General features: G+C 70.6%; 18 protein-coding genes and 2 pseudogenes. 5 read left to right on the forward strand and 15 right to left on the reverse strand.

The annotated features are described in order from the left end of the window. Nucleotides 1–153: 153 nt before the first annotated feature. The 3 genes from ACFY2Q_RS21365 to ACFY2Q_RS21375 form a co-directional block, all read right to left on the reverse strand. Nucleotides 154–993 (reverse strand): amino acid ABC transporter ATP-binding protein, encoded by an 840-nt coding sequence (locus tag ACFY2Q_RS21365; protein WP_387132806.1) that lies wholly within the window; start codon nucleotides 991–993, stop codon nucleotides 154–156. Between the two features lie 5 nt (nucleotides 994–998). Next, nucleotides 999–1,793: an amino acid ABC transporter permease gene (locus ACFY2Q_RS21370; RefSeq protein ID WP_387132808.1), complete on the reverse strand. Its 795-nt coding sequence runs from the start codon at nucleotides 1,791–1,793 to the stop codon at nucleotides 999–1,001. A 76-nt stretch (nucleotides 1,794–1,869) separates the two neighbouring features. Further along, nucleotides 1,870–2,688 carry a basic amino acid ABC transporter substrate-binding protein gene (locus ACFY2Q_RS21375; RefSeq protein ID WP_387132809.1) on the reverse strand — a complete coding sequence of 273 codons (819 nt, stop codon included), beginning with the start codon at nucleotides 2,686–2,688 and terminating at the stop codon, nucleotides 1,870–1,872. 348 nt (nucleotides 2,689–3,036) lie between these two features. Between ACFY2Q_RS21375 and ACFY2Q_RS21380 the strand changes: the two are divergent. Further along, nucleotides 3,037–3,438: pseudogene (locus ACFY2Q_RS21380) on the forward strand (multiprotein-bridging factor 1 family protein); the annotation flags it as partial. 109 nt (nucleotides 3,439–3,547) lie between these two features. Here the strand turns inward: ACFY2Q_RS21380 and ACFY2Q_RS21385 are convergent. The 9 genes and pseudogenes from ACFY2Q_RS21385 to ACFY2Q_RS21425 all read right to left on the reverse strand — a co-directional run bounded on the left by ACFY2Q_RS21385 (nucleotide 3,548) and on the right by ACFY2Q_RS21425 (nucleotide 12,262). Next, nucleotides 3,548–4,450 (reverse strand): hypothetical protein, encoded by a 903-nt coding sequence (locus ACFY2Q_RS21385; protein ID WP_387132812.1) that lies wholly within the window; start codon nucleotides 4,448–4,450, stop codon nucleotides 3,548–3,550. A 39-nt stretch (nucleotides 4,451–4,489) separates the two neighbouring features. Beyond that, entirely contained in the window at nucleotides 4,490–5,404 is a 915-nt protein-coding gene (locus ACFY2Q_RS21390; protein WP_387132814.1) for a pyridoxal-phosphate dependent enzyme, read from the reverse strand. Nucleotides 5,405–5,458: 54 nt separating this feature from the next. Continuing rightward, nucleotides 5,459–5,903, reverse strand: a pseudogene (locus ACFY2Q_RS21395) (LuxR C-terminal-related transcriptional regulator); the annotation flags it as partial. Nucleotides 5,904–5,944: 41 nt separating this feature from the next. Continuing rightward, complete coding sequence (locus tag ACFY2Q_RS21400) at nucleotides 5,945–6,745, reverse strand: ATP-binding cassette domain-containing protein (protein WP_387132817.1); 801 nt, start codon at nucleotides 6,743–6,745, stop codon at nucleotides 5,945–5,947. After that, entirely contained in the window at nucleotides 6,742–7,989 is a 1,248-nt protein-coding gene (locus tag ACFY2Q_RS21405) for an alanine racemase (protein ID WP_387132819.1), read from the reverse strand. Before ACFY2Q_RS21405 ends, ACFY2Q_RS21400 begins: the two co-directional genes overlap by 4 nt. Before the next feature lie 19 nt (nucleotides 7,990–8,008). Continuing rightward, on the reverse strand, nucleotides 8,009–8,989 hold the full coding sequence (locus ACFY2Q_RS21410) for an ABC transporter permease (protein ID WP_387132821.1): 981 nt from the start codon (nucleotides 8,987–8,989) through the stop codon (nucleotides 8,009–8,011). Beyond that, nucleotides 8,990–10,036: an ROK family protein gene (locus ACFY2Q_RS21415; protein WP_387132823.1), complete on the reverse strand. Its 1,047-nt coding sequence runs from the start codon at nucleotides 10,034–10,036 to the stop codon at nucleotides 8,990–8,992. Beyond that, entirely contained in the window at nucleotides 10,036–11,028 is a 993-nt protein-coding gene (locus ACFY2Q_RS21420) for a phosphotriesterase (protein ID WP_387132825.1), read from the reverse strand. Before ACFY2Q_RS21420 ends, ACFY2Q_RS21415 begins: the two co-directional genes overlap by 1 nt. A gap of 115 nt (nucleotides 11,029–11,143) precedes the next feature. Further along, complete coding sequence (locus tag ACFY2Q_RS21425; RefSeq protein WP_387132827.1) at nucleotides 11,144–12,262, reverse strand: substrate-binding domain-containing protein; 1,119 nt, start codon at nucleotides 12,260–12,262, stop codon at nucleotides 11,144–11,146. Nucleotides 12,263–12,644: 382 nt separating this feature from the next. Here ACFY2Q_RS21425 and ACFY2Q_RS21430 point away from each other — a divergent pair, with 382 nt between their 5' ends. Continuing rightward, nucleotides 12,645–13,838 carry an ROK family protein gene (locus ACFY2Q_RS21430; protein WP_387132830.1) on the forward strand — a complete coding sequence of 398 codons (1,194 nt, stop codon included), beginning with the start codon at nucleotides 12,645–12,647 and terminating at the stop codon, nucleotides 13,836–13,838. Nucleotides 13,839–13,916: 78 nt separating this feature from the next. On the opposite strand, the gene ACFY2Q_RS21435 is transcribed toward ACFY2Q_RS21430, so the two are convergent. From ACFY2Q_RS21435 to ACFY2Q_RS21445, 3 genes are all read right to left on the reverse strand, one after another. Next, a complete protein-coding gene (locus ACFY2Q_RS21435; RefSeq protein WP_387132833.1) occupies nucleotides 13,917–15,800 on the reverse strand; it encodes an alpha/beta hydrolase-fold protein in 1,884 nt (627 codons plus the stop codon). Nucleotides 15,801–16,164: 364 nt separating this feature from the next. Then, nucleotides 16,165–16,809, reverse strand: coding sequence for a molybdopterin cofactor-binding domain-containing protein (locus ACFY2Q_RS21440; protein ID WP_387132835.1), 645 nt, complete (start codon nucleotides 16,807–16,809; stop codon nucleotides 16,165–16,167). Between the two features lie 95 nt (nucleotides 16,810–16,904). After that, nucleotides 16,905–18,128: an oxygenase MpaB family protein gene (locus ACFY2Q_RS21445; RefSeq protein WP_387132838.1), complete on the reverse strand. Its 1,224-nt coding sequence runs from the start codon at nucleotides 18,126–18,128 to the stop codon at nucleotides 16,905–16,907. 284 nt (nucleotides 18,129–18,412) lie between these two features. Here ACFY2Q_RS21445 and ACFY2Q_RS21450 point away from each other — a divergent pair, with 284 nt between their 5' ends. Genes ACFY2Q_RS21450 through ACFY2Q_RS21460 form a run of 3 tightly spaced genes read left to right on the forward strand, consistent with a single transcriptional unit; the run spans nucleotide 18,413 to nucleotide 21,458 of the window. Beyond that, complete coding sequence (locus ACFY2Q_RS21450; RefSeq protein ID WP_387132840.1) at nucleotides 18,413–19,597, forward strand: acyl-CoA dehydrogenase family protein; 1,185 nt, start codon at nucleotides 18,413–18,415, stop codon at nucleotides 19,595–19,597. Further along, nucleotides 19,590–20,663 carry a phosphotransferase family protein gene (locus ACFY2Q_RS21455; protein WP_387132843.1) on the forward strand — a complete coding sequence of 358 codons (1,074 nt, stop codon included), beginning with the start codon at nucleotides 19,590–19,592 and terminating at the stop codon, nucleotides 20,661–20,663. Before ACFY2Q_RS21450 ends, ACFY2Q_RS21455 begins: the two co-directional genes overlap by 8 nt. 27 nt (nucleotides 20,664–20,690) lie before the next feature. Beyond that, a complete protein-coding gene (locus ACFY2Q_RS21460; protein ID WP_387132845.1) occupies nucleotides 20,691–21,458 on the forward strand; it encodes an SDR family NAD(P)-dependent oxidoreductase in 768 nt (255 codons plus the stop codon). Nucleotides 21,459–21,480: the final 22 nt, after the last annotated feature.

Consider the following 21,480-nt stretch of genomic DNA (forward strand, 5'->3'; position numbering starts at 1 on the left):
GCCCCGCACGCCCCGCGTCATCCAGTCACCATCGACGATGGTGCGGCATCCGGGGCGCACGACGGCCCGCCATCGCCGACGTCGCGTTGATCATGAAAGCCGCAGGCGAGCGGCTCGGCCGAAGGCGATCCCGGGGCAGCCCGGGGCGGTCCGTCAGAGCTTGTGGCGGTCGTCGGCCGGCAGGCCGGGAGCTGCCGGCGGCTCCGGCGACTGTGCGGGCTGGCCGAGCTGCGCGACGTGGGTCGGGTCGAGGACCCGGGAGAGGAACGCGCGGGTCCGTTCGTGCTTCGGCGCGCCGAGCACCTCCTGCGGCGGGCCCTGCTCGACCACCACACCGCCGTCCATGAACACGACCCGGTCGGCGACGTCCCTGGCGAACGCCATCTCGTGGGTGACCACCATCATCGTCATGCCGTCCTCGGCCAGCTTGCGCATGACCGTGAGCACGTCGCCGACCAGTTCCGGGTCGAGCGCGGAGGTCGGCTCGTCGAAGAGCATCAGCTTGGGCTCCATCGACAACGACCGGGCGATGGCTGCCCGCTGCTGCTGCCCGCCCGAGAGCTGCGCCGGGAACGCGTCGGCCTTGTCGGAGAGCCCGACCCGCTCCAGGTTGGCCCGCGCGATCCGCTCGGCCTCGGCGCGACCACGCCGCAGCACCCGCCGCTGCGCGATTGTGAGGTTTTTCAGCACGGTCAGGTGCGGGAACAGGTTGAACGACTGGAACACCATGCCGATGCCACGGCGTACCGCGTCGATCTCGACATCCGGGTCGGTCATCTCGACGCCGTTCACCCAGATCGTGCCGGCCGTCGGCTCCTCCAGGAGGTCGACGCAGCGCAGCAGCGTCGACTTGCCGGACCCGGACGGCCCGATCACGCAGACCACCTCACCCTGCCCGACCTCGAAGTCGATGCCCTTGAGCACCTTTAGTGGCCCGAAGGACTTGTGCAGGTCGCGGATCTCGACGGCGGGGCGGGGCGGCGTTGTCGTCATGCGGGTCACCGGGCCTTGGCGTAGCGGAGTTCGAGGCGTCGTACCACCTGGGACAGAGGCAGGGTGATGACCAGGTAGGCGAGACCGGCCACCAACAGCGGAGTGGCGTTCACCCGGTCGTTGAGCATGTCCCGGCCGAACTTGGTGATCTCGATGGTCTGTGCCGTCACGCCGAGCACGTAGGCGAGCGACGAGTCCTTGGTGAGCAGGATGAGTTCGTTGGTCAGCGGCGGGATGACGATCCGGAACGCCTGCGGAATGACGATCGTGCGCATGGCGGTGAAGTGCGACATGCCGAGGGTGCGCGCCGCCTCCATCTGCCCCTTCGGCACCGCCTGGATGCCGGCCCGGATGGTCTCGGCCATGTACGCCGCCGCGGTCAGACCGAGGCCGATAGCTATCGAACCGAACACGCCGCCCGGAATCTCGCGCTCCGGAAAGGCGATCGGGATGCCGTACCCGACGAGGAAGAGCACAAGCAGCGCGGGCAGACCCCGGAACAGCTCGATGTACGCGGTCGCCACCCAGCGGTACGGCGCCACCCGGGACAGCCGCATCAGCGCGAGGATGGTGCCGAACACGAGGCCGAACGCGAACGCGCCAAGCGTGTAGAGCACCGTGTTGCGCAGCGCGACCGTGATGATCGTCGGGAACATCGACTCGATGATGTCGACGCGGAAGAACGCGTCCTTCAACCTGCCCCAGTCGGCGGCGAAGGCCACCGCGGCGATGAGGGCGATGAAGACCAGGTACTGGAGCCCGAGGGACAGCCGCTCCCGCTGGCGGCGTCGCAGCTTCACGTTCGCTCGTTGCCTTCCCGGAGGTTACCGAAGAGGAGGGCGCGCGGGGCGCGCGCCCTCCTGCACCGCACTTCGATCAGGCGCTCGGACGCTTGCCGATCCACTTCTCGTAGATGGCGTCGTACGTGCCGTCCTGCTTGGCCTTGGCAAGCGTTTCATTGATCTTCTTGAGCAGTTCCGGGTTGCCGTCCTTCTTCACCGAGAACCCGTACTGCTCGCCGGTGTCGAACTCGGCGGCCACCTCGAACCCACCCGGGTTCTTCTTCAGGTACTCGGTCCAGACCGGCAGGTCGTTGATGGCGGCCTCGACCTGACCGTTGGCGACGGCCTGCTGCAGGGCGGCGAGATCCTCGAACTCGACGAGCTGCAGGCCCTTCTCCTTCTCGAACTTGCGGGCGTAGTCCCGGCCGGTGGTGGACGCCTGGACGCCGAGCTTGCGGTCCTTGAGGTCGTCGAGCGACTTGTACGGCTTCCCGGTCTTGACCAGCAGCGCCTGAGTGGCGTCGAAGTACGGGTCGGAGAAGTTCATGACCTTCTGCCGCTCTTCGGTGATGGTCATGCCGGCGGCCGCCGCGTCGCACTTGCCGGTGTTCAGGTCCTGGCCGGACTTGATCCCCTCGAACGGGGTGTCGATGATCGTCTGCTCGACGCCCAACTCCTTGGCGACGAGGTCCATCACCTCGACGTCGAACCCGGTCACCTTGCCGCCGGCGTCCTTCGACTGGAACGGCGGGTACGGCAGGTGGGTGCAGACGGTCAGCTTGCCGGCCTGGACCAGCTTGACCCCGCTCGCCTGGACCTCGCTGTCGTCCTTCTTGGCGCAGCCGGCGCTCAGTGCGAGGGCGGTGACCGCCACGACGAGTCCGGCCTGCCGGACTGCGCTCTGGAACCTCACGACGGTGTCCCTCCGGTTCGGCTGCATCCGTTACGGGCAGCCAGGTTGGTGCGAATGCGGGTCTCGACAGGGGGACGGTACTGCCCCGACAGGGCGTATCCAAGATCACAGAGGACGGGTGAGGTAACTGTCACAGCAGCGGGCCCGCCGGCGGGACGGCGGCACCACCCCGTGGCGGCGGTCCATCGCCTGGGACAGGCGGTTGAGTAACCGCCCAACCTCGAACGAGTAAGGGAGTGGGGCGGGACGACACAGCATGACGACCTCGGCTGCGAGACGATCACATCACTGCCGCATCCGACCGACCGGCGCACGCCGAGCACGACAGGACCGAGGGGGGCACCTCCGATGTCGGACACTACTCCCACGACGCCCCAGATGGCGTTTGCGCAGTTCGTTCGCCAGGCCGTCGAGGACGCGCGGGAAAAGCGCGGCTGGACGGTCGGCGACCTCGCGCGACACACAGGCATCAGCCGCTCGACGCTGTTCCGCTGGCTCGCCGGCGACTGGCAGCGCTATCCGGAGCTGGCGAAGGTACGCAGCCTGTGCGCCACGCTCGGGCTCTCCATCGCCGCCGCGATCCGGCCGCTCGCGATGGCGGGCACCGCCGCCCCGGCCGGCCCTCCGGCGCTCACGCAGGTCGAGGCGGACATGGGCAGCATCCGCGAACGGCTGCTGGATGAGTCCGTCCCGGCCGCGGACAAGCGCCAGATTCGCGCCCTGCTGCACCGCCTGGCCCGCCGGGACGTCCCGCTGAACGTTCGGCAGTCATCGGCGACGCATGTCGCCCACCGCAGCACCCCGCCCCAGCCACGGGTGTCGCGGATGTAGCCTCCCGGTGCCGCAGTGCCGCACGGGGTCAGTGGGCGGTGCCGCCCGACCTCGCAGGGCCGGCCCCGGAGGGCCGGTGACCGATGCGGGGCGCCCGCACCACCGAGGCGTTACCGGACTCCGGGCGGAAGTCCCGCGCGGCCGAGGCCACCATCTCGTCCGGATCGCGCCCGAGCGCCTCGCGGATGTGTGGCGGGACGACCTCGGAGGTCGCCATCGCCAGTCGGACCTGCACCGAACGGTCGTTGACGAGGCGTTGCAGGTCCGCCTCGTCGAGTTCCACCGAGCGGACCAGCGCGGCACGGACGTCGACCACCGGGTCGTCTGCCAGTGCGCTGCGCTGCGCGGCGGTGGTCCGCCGGTTGCGCGCGAGCCCCTTGCGGACGCGTCCGGTGCGGTCGGCCATCAGCGCGGTGATGACGTCGGGATCGTGGGTGTGGGTGGCGAGCCGCTCCCGCACCTCGGGTGAGACGTCGTCGACAAGCCGGGCCGCCAGGTCGGGCTCCAGCTCGCGGCTCTCCGCGAGGAGGCCGCGAAGTTCCTTGTCGGGCGCCTCGACCATGGCCCGGCGGACCGACTCGTCGCACGCCGGGTTGCCGGCCACCGCCCAGCGGACCCACCGGTCCGCGTCCTTGACGAGACGCAGGAGGTTGCCGACCGACGCCGACGGGTTCCTCGCCACCGCCTCCCGAACGTCACGATCGTGGTCCCGGGCCAGTGGCCGCAGGGCCTGCGCGGGCGCGTCGCTGCGGCCGGCGACGGCCTTGCGAACCACGGGCGACGGGTCGGACGCCAGGTCGATGAGGGTCATCTGTGACGTCGCCGGGTCCTGCGCCACGCCGAGGCGCTCCTCGCCACCGGTCGCGCCGGGGGCGGTGCCGCCCGACCCGTTGTGCCGGTCGGATCCGCCGACGTGCTGCTGCTTGCCCATGCGCGCAATCATGGCACGAGCCGATCCGGGCACCGCCGCTCAGTGATCCTCGCCGCTGGTCGCGCCGCCGAACAGCCCAGGATGGCCGAAGAGCCCCGGCAGACCGCCGGTGTGCAGGAAGACCACCCTGGCGCCGCGCGGAAAGGTGCCGGCCAGCAGCGCCGCCATCGCCCGACCGGTGTACGTCGGGTCCAGGAAGATCCCCTCCGCGCGGGCGGCCGTCGCCAGCGCCGCCCGTACGCCGTCGGTGAGTGTGGCGTAGCCGGCACCAACCTGTGAGCCGTCGATCCGCAGCGCGGCCGGCTCGACCTCGCCGGGCAGCAGGCCGGCGACCGTCGAACGGGGGTCGGGCAGGGCGCCGACGTCCACACCGACCACCCGATCGGCGCCCAGTTCGCGTACGAGCCCGGCCATCGTCCCGCCGGAGCCGAGCGCTACGACGACCTCCGCCCCGGCGATGTCCGGCACCTGGGTGCGCAGCTCCCGGCCGCAGTCCACGTACCCCTCGACTGAAGCCTGTGAGGTGCCGCCGAAGGGGATGACCCACGCCGACCGCCGCTGCGCCTCGACCGCCACCACCTCGGCCAGCGGAGCGTTTCCGGCCCAGACGACATCCGCTCCCGCCAACTCGTCGAGCAGCAGGTTCCCGCGCCGATCCGGCGGGGGCGGGCCGGCGAGCACCAGCACGCAGCCGAGGCCCAGCCGCGCGGCCGCCGCGGCGGTCAGCCGCGCGTGGTTGCTCTGCGGCGCCCCCGAGGTGATGAGCGTGGTGGCGCCGGCCGCGACCGCCTCGGCGCAGGTGTACCGCAGTTTGCGGACCTTGTTGCCACCACCACCGAGCCCGCCGAGGTCGTCACGCTTGAACCACAGCTCCGCCAGGCCCAGCCGGGCCGCGAGCCGGGGCGCGGGCTCCAACGGAGTCGGCCACGTGCCGAGGGAAACAGGTGCGATCATGCCGACAGCTAAGCACGGCGCTCGCCACGCCTGGCCGCCCTGCTGTCGGTCACCTCAGCGTGGGCGCGGCACGACCAGGCCGCACTCGTACGCGATGACAACGAGTTGGGCGCGGTCCCGCGCGTGCAACTTGGCCATGGCCCGGTTGACGTGCGTCTTCGCGGTCAGCGGACTGATCACCATGCGATCGGCGATCTCGTCGTTGGAGAGCCCACGCGCGACAAGGGCGACGGTTTCCCGTTCCCGGTTGGTCAGCCCTGCCAATCCGGCGTGGGCACGCAGGTGGGGCGGCTCGGTGACGTAGGTGTCGATGAGTCTGCGGGTGATCGACGGTGCGAGCAGCGCGTCACCGCGTGCCGCGACGCGGACGGCGTGCAGGAAGTCCTCCGGCTCGATGTCCTTGACGAGGAACCCGGCCGCGCCGGCGCAGTGCGTGGAAGACATGCTCGTCGAGGCCGTAGTTGGTCAGGATGACGACGTGCACCCCGGCCAGGGTCGGCTGCTGCTGGCGATGCCCCGGATCGCCAGCAGCAGCCGGGCTCACTGCCGCTCGGCCTCGTCCGACGCACCGGTGATCATCGAGACGATCTCGTTGCGGCTGGTCTCCTCGATGTTCCGGACACCGACCTGGCGGCCGCGGCGCAGCACCGCCACCCGGTCGGCGATCCGGAACACCTGGTCGAGGTTGTGGCTGACGACGAGGACTGCGGCGCCGCGCTCCCGCAGCTTCATGATCAGCTGCTCCACCTTGGCGGTCTCGGCCACCCCCAGCGCGGCTGTCGGCTCGTCCATCAACACCAGGCCGCTCGCCCAGTGGGTGGCTCGGCAGATCGCCACCGCCTGACGCTGCCCGCCGGAGAGGTCCCTGATCGTCGCCTTCGCGCTGGGGATGCGGACGTCCAGGGCGTCCACAAGTTCCTGGGTCTCCCGTGCCATCCGGCGGCGGTCCAGCAGCCGCAGCGGGCCGCGGGTCAACTCCCGGCCGAGGAACATGTTCATGTAGACCGGCTGCGAGTCGGCAAGGGCCAGGTCCTGGTAGACCACCTCGACACCCTGCCGTCGGGCGTCGGAGGCGTCCCGGAACGTCACAGGCCGGCCGTGCATCCGCAGCTCGCCTTCGGTCGGCTGGTACACCCCGGAAATGATCTTCACGAGGGTGGACTTGCCGGCGCCGTTGTCGCCGACCAGCGCGGTGATCTGACCGGCGGCCAGTTCGAGGTCGAACCGCTCGATCGCGACGACCCCGCCGAACTGCTTGCGGATGTCGCGCAGCTGCAACGGAGGGGTGCCCGTGCCGGCCGCGTCGCCGGCCGGGACGGTGTTCTGGGTGACAGTGCTCATGATGCCCTCCCTGTGCTGCCGGACGCGTGGGTGTGCGGGTCGCCGTCGTCGAGCCGGATCGGCGTCGACCCGTCGGCGGCGTAGACGCCGGTGACGGCCGGAGCGCCGGAACGCACGCCGGTCACGCCCGCTGTCAGTGCCCGGGTAACGAAGACCTGCGGCCGGAATCCGAACAGGACTGTGTCGCCGGGTGCGACGGACGGTACCGCGCCGACGTCGGCCATCGCGTAGTAGTCGATCGCCTCCGGCGCGGGCATCTCCACGTCGACCAGGTGCGCGTCGTCGAGACCACCGCCCCGGGGCACGATCAGGGCGCGGGTGCCGCCCAGACCCAGCACGGGGTCGACGTAGAGCCCGCCACCGAAGACGTACGCCCGGCCGTCCCACAGGTGCGACACCTCGCTGACGTAGAGCACGGCGGGCTCCTCGACCAGGTCGGTGACAGCGTGCCAGGGCGTCGTTCCGGTCAGCCCGTGACCGGGTTCGACCTGCGTGGCGCCGGCCTCGGCGAGCATGCCGAGGATCGCGGCGGACGTCGTACCCGGGGCGTTGATCTCGACGTGGGACCGCCCGGCGGCGCGCAACGCGGCGGCGGCGCTCCGCAGGGTGTCGAGGTTCGCAGTCGGCACCACCCGGCCGGCGGCCGGGTCGAACAGCTGGGTCGGGAAGCTCGTGACACCGGCGAACCGTGCCCCGGAAAGGGCATCGAGCCGGTCGGCGACCGCGACGATCTCGTCGGCCGGGTAGCCGCCCTCGTGACCGCGATAGAAGCGGTCGCCGGGGGCGCTGATCCGGGCGAGCAGCGCCTGCTCCCGGCCGGTCGCGGCGCTCGCGGCTGCCGCCTCGCCGGCCTTTGTGTCGTTGAAGACCGTCCAGTAGCTCGGGGCGAGCGCGGCCGCCGTGGCCGCCTCGTGCCGGGGAATCTGCACCAGGTGACCGAGGTGACCGATGCCGAGCCCGCCCCGCCGGTCGGCCAGCGCGCACTGGAGGTCCACGGCGACCGCCTCGGTGATGCCGGCGTCGCGGATCGTCCGGCAGAAGTCGGGGTTGCGCCCGACCTGCTTGGTCATCGCGTACGCGGAGAGCCCGTGGCGGTCGGCCTCGCGCCGGATGGCGGCGGCGTTTGTCGCCACGGTGTCCAGGTCCAGCGCGTAGCAGTTGGCCGGCAGGTCACCTCTGCCGTGCAGGTCCGCGGCAGCGGCCAGGAGGCCCGGGTTGCGGCGTCGCAGCAGTTCCAGAAACATGCGTCAGCTTCCTTCCGGGTCAGCTGCGCCGCTCGCGCAGCGAGAGGGAGACGGCCACGAGGATGATCGCGCCGCGCGCCATCATCTGCTGGGACACGGAGAGCCCGGCCAGGATCAGGCCGTTGTTGAGCATGCCCATGAGCAGGCTGCCCAGCAGCGCCCCGACGATGGAGCCCTTGCCGCCGAACAGGCTGGTCCCGCCGACGATCACCGCGGCGATCACGGACATCAGGTCGGCCTCGCCGAGGGTGTACCGGGCGCCCTGCAAGCGGCCGGCGTAGAGCAGACCGGCCATCGCGGCGCACATGGCGCTGCCCATCATCACCATGATCTTGACGCGGACCACGTTGATGCCGCTGACCCGGGCCGCGCCCACGTTGTCGCCGATCGCGAGGGTGTGCGCGCCGTACCGGGTCTGCCGCAGCACGAGGTAGCCGACGATCACGGCCGCCACCGACCAGAGCACCAGGCCGGGGATGCCGAAGACCTCGCCCTGGCCGAAGATCGCGAGGAACGCCTCGTTGCCGACCGGCACCGACTGCAGGCCGGTGACCTCGCGGGCCAGACCGGCCACCGCACCCATCGTGGCGAGCGTGACCAGGAACGACGGCAGCCGCACGAGGGTGACGAAGACCCCGTTGACAAGGCCGACCGCCGCGCCGGCGAGCAACCCGGCCGCCGCGCCGAGCAGCATGCTGTCGGTCTCCCGCAACGTCACAGCGCCGACCAGCGCGGAGAGCGCGACGACCGAGCCGATCGACAGGTCGATCTCACCGGCCGCCAGCACGAAGACCAGGCCGACCGCCATGACGGTGATCGGCGCGGTCTGGATGACGATGTTCGTGAGGTTGCTGGTGGTGAGGAAGCCGTTGCTGCCCTGCGTGATGGCAAAGAACAGGAACACGACGGCGAAGCCGATGTAGACCACGTAGTCGCGCCAGTTGAATCTGCTCCAGGCCGGCCCGCTTCTGGCCTTCACAGCAGCATCGGTCTGGGTCATCTATCGTCCCTCCGCTGTTTCCAAAGAGGCGGTCCAGCCGGGCTGGGTCGCAACGGGCCGCGCCGCCGAACCGAGGTGGGCGGGCAGGTCGTGGTGGGTCGGCGAATCGGTGTGGACGCCGGCCTCGGTGCGGGCGACAGCGATGGCGCCGAGCAGGCCGGCGCGGTCGCCGAGCAGACTGGTCTTGATCTCCGGGGCGTCCGCGTTCAACGCGGCGACCCAGCGCCGGACCGGCTCGACAAGCTCGACCCGGGAGCCAATTCCTCCGCCGAGGACTACCGCCTCCGGGTCGAGGACCGCTGTGACCGCGACGATTGCCAACGCGATGAAGCGGGCCTCCTCGTCGATTGCCGCCCGGGCGCCCTCGTCGCCGGCCGCGGCCCGGTCGAAGACATCGGGCACGCTTGCCTGCTCGCCGCTCACCGCCCGGTAGCGGGCGGCGAGGGCCGCGCCGGCCACCGCCTGCTCCAGCGCGCCGTGGACCTGGTTCGCGGGGTCGAACGGGTCGGTGCCCAGTGGCAGGTAGGAGATCTCCCCCGCGGCGCCACGGGCGCCACGGACCAGTTCGCCGTTGAGCACGATGCCCATGCCGATCCCGGTGCCGACGGCCACGAAGACGAAATGCCGATGGGTACGTCCGCTGCCCAGCCACAGTTCTCCGGCGGCTGCCATGTTGACGTCGTTGTCCAGCACCACCGGGTGGCCCAGCCGGCTTGTCAACTCGGCCCGGATGTCGAAGGAGCCGAGTTCGGAGACGTTCGGGGAGAGGTCGACGGTGCCGGTGGCAGGATCCGGGGCGCCCGGCAGGCCGATCGCGCTGACCCGCACGTCGGACCACGGCACGCCGCCACGGACAGCGAGGTCGCGCAGCAGCGCGTCGATCTGCTCGGCGACCGCCAGCCCACCGCGCGGGTCGGTGGCCAGCACGTCCTCGGCCACGAGGTGACCGGAGAGGTCGGCGAGCGCGGCCCGGAGCTTGGTGCCGCCGAGGTCCACACCGGCGACGTACCCCGGGGATCCGGTCTGCGGGTTCGGGTGGCCGGCCATCAGGCGACCGTCAGGAGTCGGGCCGGGTTGGCCACCAGCATCGCGTCGAGCGCCTCCGGCGGCACACCGAGCCGGGCGAGACCCGGCACGATCTCCTGACCGAGGTACGAGTAGCCGAGGCGGCCGTGCGTGCCCGGGTTCAGGTACGCCTCCGCGCCGGTCAGGTCCATCGAGAGCAGGATCCGGTCGGCGTACCCGTCTCGGACCAGCCCCGCGAGCATGTCCAGCCGGGCACGGTCGGGCCTGTGGTACGCCCGCTTGCCGAACTCGCCCTCGGGCGGGTTGTCCGGCAGTGGGGCGAGCACGAAGTCCCAGAACTGCTTGCCGAGGGTGTCGAAGGCGATGTTGACGCCTGTCGCGAGCACCGCCCGCAGGTAGTCCGGGTCGGGGTTGATGTCCAGGTGGCCGATGACGATGCGGGAGAGGTCGGCTTTCTCCTCGCGGAGGATCTCGACCTGCTCCAGTGCCATGGTGCCGTGCGTGGTGTGGGTGTTCACCGCCAGTCCGGTGGCCACGTGGGCGCGGGCGGCGGCGCGCAGGCACTTCTCCTCGTGCGGGGTGATCTCGTTGAGGCCGGTGGCCTGCTCGCCGAAGATGCCGACCTTGACCCCGGTGTCGCCCACCCCGATCGTGGCGTCGGCGACGAACCGCTCCCGCATCTCGTCCACGCTGGCGTTCAGCGCCCAGCCCGGCGAGTACGGCTCCAGGTAGATCGCCGATCCGGCGACGACGTGCAGGCCGGTGCGTTCGGCCACCTCACGCAGCAGTGTGACGTCGTGGCCCACCACCTCGTACGGGGACAGGTCGACGATCGTGCCGAAGCCCAGTTCCGGCAGGCCGCGTACGGCGTCGACGGCGAGGTCCGCGCGGTCGTCGCCGGCACCGCCGGACAGCCACGGCCCGGGCACCAGCGCGCCGAGGTGCTCGTGACTCAGCACCCGGCCGAGCGACTCGGGGGACACTGGCCCGAGGACTGTCTGGACGTACCCCATCTGGCTTTTCCTTCCGTCGCGCTTCGCAGGGGCTCGCGGCCCCGGCCGTGTCGCCTGGCCGGGGGTGCGGTCCGGGGTCTCGTCAGGGAGAGCCCCGGACCGCGCCTACCTGCTGTCAGTTGCCGCGCACCTCGGCCGGCGGCTCCTGGCCGTAGTCGTCGCGCCAGGCCTCGGCGATGTTCTCCTTGGTGGCGGCCATCGGCGAGCCGACGACCAGCTCCGGCGCCTTCTTGCCGAGCAGCCCGTAGGCCGAGACGATGCCCAGGCTCTGGCCGAGCCGGGTGGAGCCGTTGGCGACGATGCCGACGATGTTGCCGCCCTTGACCAGGTCGGCGGCGAGGTTCGCCTCCAGGTCGTTCGTGACGATCTTGACGTCGGTACGACCCTGCTGCCGGGTCGCGGCGAGCACGCCCTCGGCGGCGGTGGCCCAGGCGACGTAGACGCCGTTCAGGTCGGAGTGGCGGGTCAGCATCGCGGTGGCGATGTCCTCGGTCCGCGCCGGGTCGGAGAACCCGGTCTCCTCGACGATCTTGATGTCGGGGTAGAGGAAGTTCAGCCAGTCCTTGAACGCCTTGTCCCGCTGGTTGGTGAACCAGAAGTCGGCGTCGTGGTAGATGTAGCCGACCTTGCCCTTGCCGCCGAGCGCCTTGCCGAGCATTTCCGCGTTGGCCTTACCGAACGCGGTCAGGTCGGCGGTGACGATGCCGACGATCTGCTCCCCGGCCTTGTAGCCCTTCGGCGGGGTGGTCATCACGACCAGCTTGACGCCGGCGTCGACAGCGGGCTTGAAGGCCGCCGCGGCCGCGGTGGGGTCGACAGCGATCGTGACGATCAGGTCGGGCTTGAGCGCCAGGACGGTCTGCAGGTTGTTGGCCTGCCGGGCGGCGTCGAACTCGGCGCTGGTGCTGGCCAGCACCTTGATGCCGAGCTGGTCGAACTCCTTGCGGACGCCGGACTCCACAGCCTTGGTCAGCGCGGAACCCTCGTGCCAGACGAAGGCGGCCGAGAAGTTGCCGTCCTTGACCTTCTGCTGCTCCTCGGGGGTCAGCGAGAGCTGGTCGGCGGCGGTCGGCGTCTCCCCGCCGGGGCCGACGAACGACAGGCTCGGTTCGGTCCGGGGGCCGCTCGACGCGCCGCCGTCATCACCGGACGTCTCGTTCGAGCAGGCGCTGACCATGAGCGCCAGGGCGCAGATCGCGCCCAGAACTGCCCCACGCCTACGGGTGAGATTCATAGCTCTTCCCTCCACAGCAACGGGCCCGGAGCCGGTGGCTCCGGACTGAGACGGGGTTCCGACGTGACCAGCACGGCACGTGACAAGGGACCCGTGCCGTCACCCCGGCTCCGGTCCGTACCGGCGGGGCGGCGGCCTCTATTTCCGTTCAGGGTGAAAGTATTAACGTCCCTGCTCACACCCGTCAAGAGGCCCGCTCGGAGATTTCGGCCACGCGGTTCGACCATAAAGATGGGCATCTGTCCGGCTACGACGGAAATGCAGCCGACAGCGCGGGCTACCGGCGGTATCCCTGAGCCGGGCGAACCGACACGCGCTCGGGTGTTGCGGCGGCCAGGGCGCAGCCTTAACATTCGGTCGGAAAGAAATAGGGGAGGTGGACGTGGAAGCACAGGCGCCGCGACGCGCGAACCGGTCGACGGTGCTGACGCACGTCCTCACCCACGGCCCGGTGACCCGCACCGCCATCGGCCAGGAGACCGACCTCTCCCCCGCCACGGTGTCACGCATCGTCGAACAACTCCTCGACGAAGGGCTGCTGACCGAGACCGACGGCACCCCGAGCACCACCCGGGGCCGGCGGGCGACACGGGTGGCGATCGCCGCCGGACGGGGCGTGGTCTGCGGAGTCGACGTCGGCGGCTCCAACGTCCGACTGGTGGTGGCCGACCTCGCCGCCACACCGCTTGTGGGCCGCACGGTCCCCACCCCGGCCGACTACGACGCCCCCCGGCTGGCCCACTGGCTGGCCGACCTCATCCGGCAGACCGTCGGCGACCACCTCGACCGGCTCGACTGCGTGGCGGTGGGGCTGCCCGGTGCCGTTCGGCAGCACGACCGCACCGTCCGTAACGCGCCGAACCTTCCCCAGGTCGAGGATCCGGAGTTCCTCCGCCTGCTGGAGAAGCGGCTGGCCACCGGCATCGAGGTGGACAACGACTCCAACTACGCGCTGCTGGGTGAGCTGCGCTTCGGCGCGGCGCGCGACACGCAGACCGCTGTGATGTTCACGATCGGGGCCGGGCTCGGCGCCGGCGTCGCCATCGAACGGCGGCTGTTCCGGGGCCGCAGCGGCATGGTGGGCGAGTTCGGGCACCTGCCGGCCGGCCCGCTGGGCGGCGCACTCGAACAGATCATCACCGGGCCCGGAATCCTCGCCCGCGCCCGCGACCTCGGCCTACCGTTCGACAACGCGGCAGACGTCTTCCACTCCAGCGATCCCCGCCTGGTCCCGGTCAAGCAGTACGTCGAGCAGGCGCTGCTGATCATCCTCACCGCCGCCGTGGTGGCCTACGAACCCGAGGTGATCGTCCTCGGCGGCGGCATCTCCCACGCGCTCACACCCGATCTCGGCCGACTGGGCAATCGGCTGAGGGAGATCGTGCCCTCCGCCCCGGCGGTCGTCCAGAGCGCCGAACTCGGGGACCTCTCCGGCGCGTTGGGCGCCGTGGTGGCGGCGCTGCACAGCGCGTACGGCCGGCTCGGGCTCGCCGAGTCCGACCTCGCCCACGTACCCCAGTCGGACGCGCTCGCCGGTTGCGACCTGCGCGCATTGTCCGCCACGGTGACCACGTAGTCCGCTCCGGCGCCGCCGGGATCCGACAGTTGGCGGTGGGCCGGCGACGGGGAGGTCGCCGGCCCACCGCGCTGTCGACTACCGAACCCGCAACTGCTGGTGGACGGCCGCGGTGGGAGCGTAGGTCGAGTCACCCGAGTAGGCGACGTACACGGGGTAGCCCCCTGCCGACAGCCCGGCGGTCGGCAGGCTGACGACCGCCCCGCCGTCGGTCAGCGGCACCACCTGCGTGCTGCCGCCGAACGTGACAGCGACCTCACCGGTCACCGTCGGTGCCTTCTTGTGCTGGGTCTGCGCCCGTAGGTCGACGTCCAGTGTGAACGTGCCACCTCTGACGATCGACGCGGGCGCGGCCTTCGCCTTCACCACGACCCGAGTCGCGCCCGGGTTCGCCAGGGTGACCCGGGCCGAGCCGGCCTTTGTGGAGTCGACCACCGACGTCGCCACGACGGTGAGCTCCGAAGCGGTCTCGTCGGCGGACACCGAGAGGCGGCCGTCGGCGGAGATCGTCGTTCCCGCCGAGGTCGCGCCCGTGACCGACCACGTTACCGCCGGGCTCACACCGGCGTTGGTGCTGACCTTGGCGTCGAACTGCCGCACCCAGTTCCAGCCCTTCGTCAGGGTCTGCGTCGCCGGTGTCACCGACACCGAGTCGACCCCCGACCACAGGAAGTCCCGCGCGAAGATCGTGAACAGTTGGCCGGCGGTCATCCCGTCGTGCGCGCCGGGGACCTGGGTGGTGTGGGCGTCGTAGCCGCGCGCCCGGAAGTTGTTCGCGATGCCGTTCTGCGCGTTGAGGTTGCCCTCGAAGACGCCGTTGCCGAGGAACACGAAGAGGTCGTCGTCGCCGACCGCGGCGGCGATGGTGTCGTAGTCCTGCGTGGTGAGCGACGGGTTGCCGGAGAAGTGCCCGTAGAACGCGAACGTCGTCGGGTAGTTCCGGATGACGACGCCGCCGGTCATGCCGCCGTAGGAGAACCCGCCGTAGGCGCGACCCTCCCGCTCGGTGGAGACGTTGTAGGTGGACTCGATGAGCGGCAGGATCGTCTGGACCAGGTTGTTCGCGGCGTTGGTCTGGTTGTACGAGGCGAACCCGAGGCTGGTGCCCGTGAAATGGTTGCCCATTGTGACGACCACAGTCGGCTCGATCTCACCCTTGGCCGTCATGTTGTCGAGGATGTTCGGGACGTTCGCGGGGACCATGAAGTCGGTCTCGTCGCCGAAGATGCCGTGGGCGAGGTACGCGACCTTGTACGGCTGGGCGCGGTTCGGGTCGTAGTTCGGCGGCAGGTAGACGCCGAGGTAGTGACCACTGTCGCCGAGGATCGTGGTGTACGGGATGTACCGCACTGTGCCCCGCCGCGCCGGGTCGGCCACCGGCAGTTCGTACTCGGAGCGCGCCTTGAGCACCGGGTCGTTCTGCTTGTCGGCGTACGGCACGTACACGGCGTCGAGGACGTCGTTGTTGCGGACCCGGAACGAGGACTCGCCCGGCGGCCGGGGGTTCGTCGAGGCGGGATCCCAGATGCGCTTGTTGACCCAGCCCTGGGTCGGGTCCCAGACCCGGTACCAGTAGCTGAGGCTGCCGGCGTGCAGCGGGACCGAGACCGACCAGTAGCCCGCCGGGTCCCTGGTCATGTCCCTGAGGAACTCGGTGCCTCCGGAGTGGTACCGCCCCGGCTGCCACGCCTCCGGCTGGTACCGCGTGGTGCCGGTGCCGACGTCGAGCAGCGTCAGGTCGCCGGCAAGGCGTACCTGCGTGGCGTTGGCGTTGCGGTAGACGAACGTGGCTGTGTATCCGGTCGGTGAGGCGTTGTCCGCCGTGACGGTGACGCCTTCCACGACGGCGGCCGTGGTGGCGGCGGCAGCCGGCGCGGAGACGACAGCGCTGGCACCGAGTGACACGACCGCGAGCACCGCTACCGCGCGCGCGAGCTGGCGCCTTCCGATCGCCTTCCTCATCTGAGCACACTCCTTCGTAGTCTCATTTCACGGCCTTTCGATGAACGGTTCTGCACCGGACACGTCGACTGAGGGCAGCACTGATCGAGCCCCGACCAGGGGTGCGGGGGTTGATTCGGCTCACTGCCCGAGGAGCCACCGGCGCTGAAGGCGTCTGGGGACGGGACGCGGATTCGGTGGTGGTGGTGGTGGGACGTGAAGAGCCTCCTCCTGGGCCATCCGGGCTCGCGCCCGTCGATAACGACCCGTTCCGGTACTCTTTGGACCTGCTCCAGCGCTAAATCGAATTAGCACAAGCAGTGTCTCTGCGCACGTCCGCCGATGTCAAGGGATCAACGGCTGCCACAGTCCCGGTTACGCCTGGTCACGGGCGTCGGTGAGCCGCCGTCCGCGCTCCCCCGACCGCCGGATGGTCGACGAGAGGGCGACTGTCGCGCGGGGCGAGCTCCACCGCCACGGCGAGCGTGCGCGGGCTGGCAGCCTTCGTGGCGAGGGCGCCGATGTCGAGCCGTGAGCCGGCGCCGTCGGTGACGAAGCCGGCGTCCAGCCGCAGGTCGCCCAGGGGTACGCCGAGCACTGCCGCCGCGGCCTTCAAGAGCCGCTGTCGGGCGATGGCCGCGGCGACCCGGACGGAGGCATAGGTCGTACCGGCGACTGCCGGGGTGCCCACGCGTCCCGGCCCTGTGTCGGCCGGTGCGACGCGGATCCGCCTTCGCGGGACAGCGAGTTCCTCGGCGATCAGCGCGGCGGTCGAGGTGGTGACCGCCTGCCCCATCGGCGCTCGGGGCGCCGTGCACGACACGGTTCCGTCCTGACTGACCTCGATCGCGATAAGCGCCGAGGTGGCCAGCGCCACGGCGGTCATGATGTCGTCGAGGCCCTGCAACTCTGCCACGCCCGACGACGGCAGCGCCGTGGCGCCGGGGGCTCGAAGCAGCTCCGCAGCGGTCACCAGGACCGGCGCGGCCAGCACGTACCCGGGAAAGCGTCGCCGGAAATCGTGCCCCACTGCCGACCGGTGTGGTGTCTCGCGAGCTGGGTGCGGTGCGTCGGCAGAAGTCGGGGACGCGCCACCGGCAGCGCCCCCGACCGGAACCTGCACGATCAGAGTGGGCGGTTGCCGAGCGGAATCTCGATGTTGATCTGCTGCCCCTCGGACAGGAAGAGCAGTGCCAGCTTGCGCAGGAACTCGTCGAAGAGCCAGTACGACGGCGGCGCGAGGGGAAGCGGAAGCAGTGCCTCCCGGACGGCGATGAACGGCCCCCAGGCCGTCTGCAACAGGGTGTCCCAGAGCGGTTCCCGGGGGACCTGCAACCAGTTGGCGATCTGGTTGCCGAGCAGGAAGCGCGTGAACGAGCCGAGGATCGGCCTGCTCAGCAGGCCGGCGTCGATCTCCTTGCCGAGGTCGAGCAGGATGTCCGCGAGCGCGATGCCCTCGGGTGTCGGCGCCAGCACCGGGTCGAGGACCTGGTCGGCCTGGGCGTTGGCCTCACTCCACGTGGCGGGGATGTACTCGTCCCTGATGCCCAGCATGTGTGCGGCCACCTGCCACAGGTGCAGGAAGGCTGTCGACTCCCGGGTGGGGATCGGGACCCGCCACGCGTTCAGCTGGCGCATGACAGTGGTCGGCAGGCTGTGCCAGGTGACCATCATGTCGCGCTGACTGATCGGGATGTCCTCGGGCGCGACGGCCACCCACCTCGGCGACTGCGGCAGGAGGTGACGCACGCCGGCGTGGGCCAGCCGCGTCTTGACCGCCGTCACGATCATCGAGCCGGTGGGCTGGTAGGCGTTCGCCGTGCCGATGTCGTATCCGAGTTTGGCCGTCTTGGAGATGCGGTCCTTCATGTCCGCGCCGCCCTCGGAGTAGTAGACGGCGCGGGCCTCCTTCGGAATGACAGTGCTCATCATGCCGCTGGCCAGGCCGTACAGCACGCCGAGGTAGAGCCCTCGCTTCTCGTTGAACTGCACGGCGGTGGCGAGCTTGCCCTGGTCGACCCAGGACGGAAGCTGTCGGGCACGTTCGATGAACTGGCGTACGTCCGCCGGCAGTCCGTCCGGCAACGGCTGCCCGTTCCTGGTCCAGGTGCGCAGCACCCGGTTGACAAGTGGCGCGTCGCCCCGGTCGAGCAATGACGCGACCAGGGGGTCGGCCTCCTCGTCCCACACCCATCGCGGGTCGACGCCCGCCCCGGTGCCCGCGACCGAGCCCAGGGGCGACCAGGACCAGGGTGCCCCGGCTTGCGCCGGCGTGGCGGCACTCAACGCGCCAAGCGCGCCCAGGGCCCCACCGACCTGCAACATCTTGCGCCTGCTGAGTGGTTCCACACTGCACTCCTCGGGGTCGAGGCCACTGATACGGTGAAACAAATGTTGCGCCCGTGTATCAGATGAGAGCACACTGTGTCGGTGATCACAAGGTCGATCACGACGGCGATCTATATTTGGCCCGACCTGAGCTGCACGGGCGCCGCAGCAGCCCCGCTCCCCCGCTGTGACAAGCGGTTTCGGCGTCCGTCGTGACAGGACAGTTCCGCACCGACGAGCCTGTCGGTGCCCCATCCGACCACCGGGCGCCCCGTTCAGCGGCCGGAGCGACCAGGAGGCACAGGGTGCGTACCAACAGGACCGCCGACGACGGCTCGGAGGGTCTGACGGAGCGGGTTCGGCGGTTCGTCGACGATCAGGTGATTCCGGTCGAGCGCGAGATCGAGACCGATCCCGATGTCCTCGTCAGGCTACGCGTCCGGGCCCGCGCCGCCGGCGTGTTCGCCCCGTCGGCACCCACCGAGTACGGCGGCCTGGGCTTGTCGCTCCTCGAACAGACCGACGTCCTCGAAGAGGCCGGCCGGAGCCTGCTCGGGCCGCTCGTCATGAACTGCGCGGCGCCCGACGAGGGCAACATGACGCTACTGGAACACGTCGCCACGACAGCACAACGCGAGCAGTACCTACGGCCACTTGTCGCCGGCGACGTTCGTTCGGCGTTCGCGATGACCGAGCCCGCCCCGGGCGCCGGCTCGGACCCCGCGGCCCTCACCACGACGGCCGTGCGTGACGGCGAGGACTGGGTGATCGACGGCGAGAAGTGGTTCATCACCGGTGCCGACGGCGCCGCGTTCTTCATCGTGATGGCGCGTACGGGAGTCGACGCCGCGACGATGTTCCTCGTGGACGCCGGCAATCCCGGGTTGGTGGTCGGCCGGCACATCCCGACCATCGACGCCGGCTTCACCGGCGGGCACTGCGAGGTGGCGTTCGACCGCTGCCGGGTGCCGTCGTCGGCCGTGCTGGGTGAGGTCGACAGGGGTTTCGTCAACGCGCAGGTCCGGCTCGGGCCCGCCCGCCTCACCCACTGCATGCGCTGGCTCGGCGTCGCCCGCCGCGCTCACGAGATCATGCTCGGCTATGTCGTCGAGCGGAGGCTGTTCGGCAGCCGGCTCGCCGATCTCGGCCTGGCACAGCACCTCATCGCCGACAACGAGATCGACATCGCCGCGTGCCGGTCGCTGATCCGCACCACCGCCGCGACGCTCGACAGGCGTGGACGCGCGAACAACGAGACCTCGATCGCCAAGACCTTCGTGTCCGAGGCCGTCGGGCGGATCGTCGACCGCTCGGTGCAGTTGTGCGGTGCGCAGGGCGTCTCCCACGACCAGCCGCTGGCGCGGTTCCTGGCCGAGGTACGCCCGTTTCGCATCTACGACGGCGCCTCCGAGGTGCACCGCTGGGCAGTGGCCCGCCGCGCCGTCCGACGACACGAGGCAGCCCGGTCGGGCGGGGCGACACATGGCTGACCAGGGCCGCGAACCACCTGGCTTGCCACTGGGCCGACTCGGGCACTACCTCACCGACCATCTGCCGGACGTCGACCCGGCCGCGCCGTGGCACCCCGAACTTCTCGCCGGCGGCCGGAGCAACCTCACGTACCGGATCAGCCAGGGCGCCCGGTCCTGGGTGCTGCGGCGTCCGCCCCTCGGCCACGTGCTGCCCAAGGCGCACGACATGGCGCGCGAGTATCGCGTACTTCGCGGCTTGCACCAGACGGCGGTGCCGAGCGCCAGGCCGTACCTGTTCTGCGCGGACCAGTCCGTCATCGGCGCTCCCTTCCTCGTCATGGAACACGTCGACGGCGTCGTGTTGTCCTCGACGGCCGACTGTGCCGGTCTGTCCCGAGAGCGCGCGGCCGGCATCACCGACGTCCTGGTCCGGACGCTTGCGACGCTGCACGACGCCGACCTGAGCGGCACCGACCTGGAGACCTTCGGCCAACCGGTCGGCTATCTGAGCCGGCAGGCAGCACTGTGGACCGCGCAGTGGACGCGAACCAAGGTGCGTGATGTGCCGGGATTCGATCGGCTCGCGCTCTGGCTGGCCGCTCGAACGGGCGCGTTCACGGACCGGCCGTGGGCGCTCGTGCACGGCGACTACCGGCTGGACAACCTCATCCTCGCGCCGGACACCCCAGACGTACGCGCGGTGGTGGACTGGGAGATGACCACCCGTGGCGATCCGGTGTGCGATGTGGCGCTCCTGCTCGTCTACTGGACCGAGCCCGGTGACACGCTGCGCCGGCACGTCCCGGTGGCCCTCGGCGTGACCGACCGGCCCGGGTTCGGTGACCGGGCAGCCGTGCTACGCGCCTACACCGCGATCCGTCCGGTCGACGGCGACCACCTCGACGTCTGCCTCGCTCTCACCTGCCTCAAGCTCGCGGTCATCATGGAATCCATCTACTTCCGTCATCTCCAGGGCAAGCACCTGGGATCGGACGCCGCGGGCATGGCCGGGGCAGCGACGGCGCTCGTGGACGTGGGGCTGCGGGTAGCCGACGGGCAGGGCGTCGCGGCGCTGGGTTCGTGACGGGACCGCCACCGAGAGGACGACGAGATGACAGTGGTCGAGGGACAACTTCAGGGCAAGGTCGCCTGGGTGACCGGTGCCGGCCAGGGGGTGGGAGCGGCGATCGCCGAAGGGCTGGCGGCGGCGGGCGCGTCCGTCATCCTCCAGTCGCGCCGGATGGACGCGCTGCGGGACGTACGCGACAAGATCGTCGCCAACGGCGGCGAGGCGGACATCGTCGCCGGTGACGTCACCGACGAGTCTGTTGCCGAGGCCGTCGTGGCGTTGGCCCGGCGGCGATGGAACCGCCTGGACGTCCTGGTGAACAACGCCGGGATCAGCCCGGCGTTGCAGCGCAGCGAGCAGTTGAGCGTCGCCGACTGGCAACAGGTGATCGACACCAACCTGTCCGGGGTGTTCGTCTGTGCCCGCGCGGCCGGCGCCATCATGATCGAGCAGGGCGCGGGCAGCATCGTCAACATGTCCTCGGTGCACGGCCAGGTCGGCCTTCCGCGACTGGCCGCCTACAGCGCCAGCAAGGGCGGAGTCGAGCAACTCACCCGCACGCTGGCGCTGGAGTGGGCGGCTGCCGGCGTACGGGTGAACGCGGTGGCGCCCGGTTACCTGGAGACACCGATGACGGCGGGGCTACGCAGCCACGACCAGTGGTCGCGACGGTTGCGTGAGCGGATCCCGATGGGCCGCTTCGGCCAGCCGCACGAGGTCGTCGGCGCCGTGGCCTTCCTGGCGTCGGACGCTGCCAGCTATGTCACCGGCAGCATCCTGCACGTCGACGGTGGGTGGACCGCGCAGTAACCACCGGCCACCGGCCGCCCCC

Origin of the sequence: Micromonospora sp. NPDC000316, assembly GCF_042898885.1 — a bacterium.
Classification (GTDB): Bacteria; Actinomycetota; Actinomycetes; order Mycobacteriales; family Micromonosporaceae; genus Micromonospora.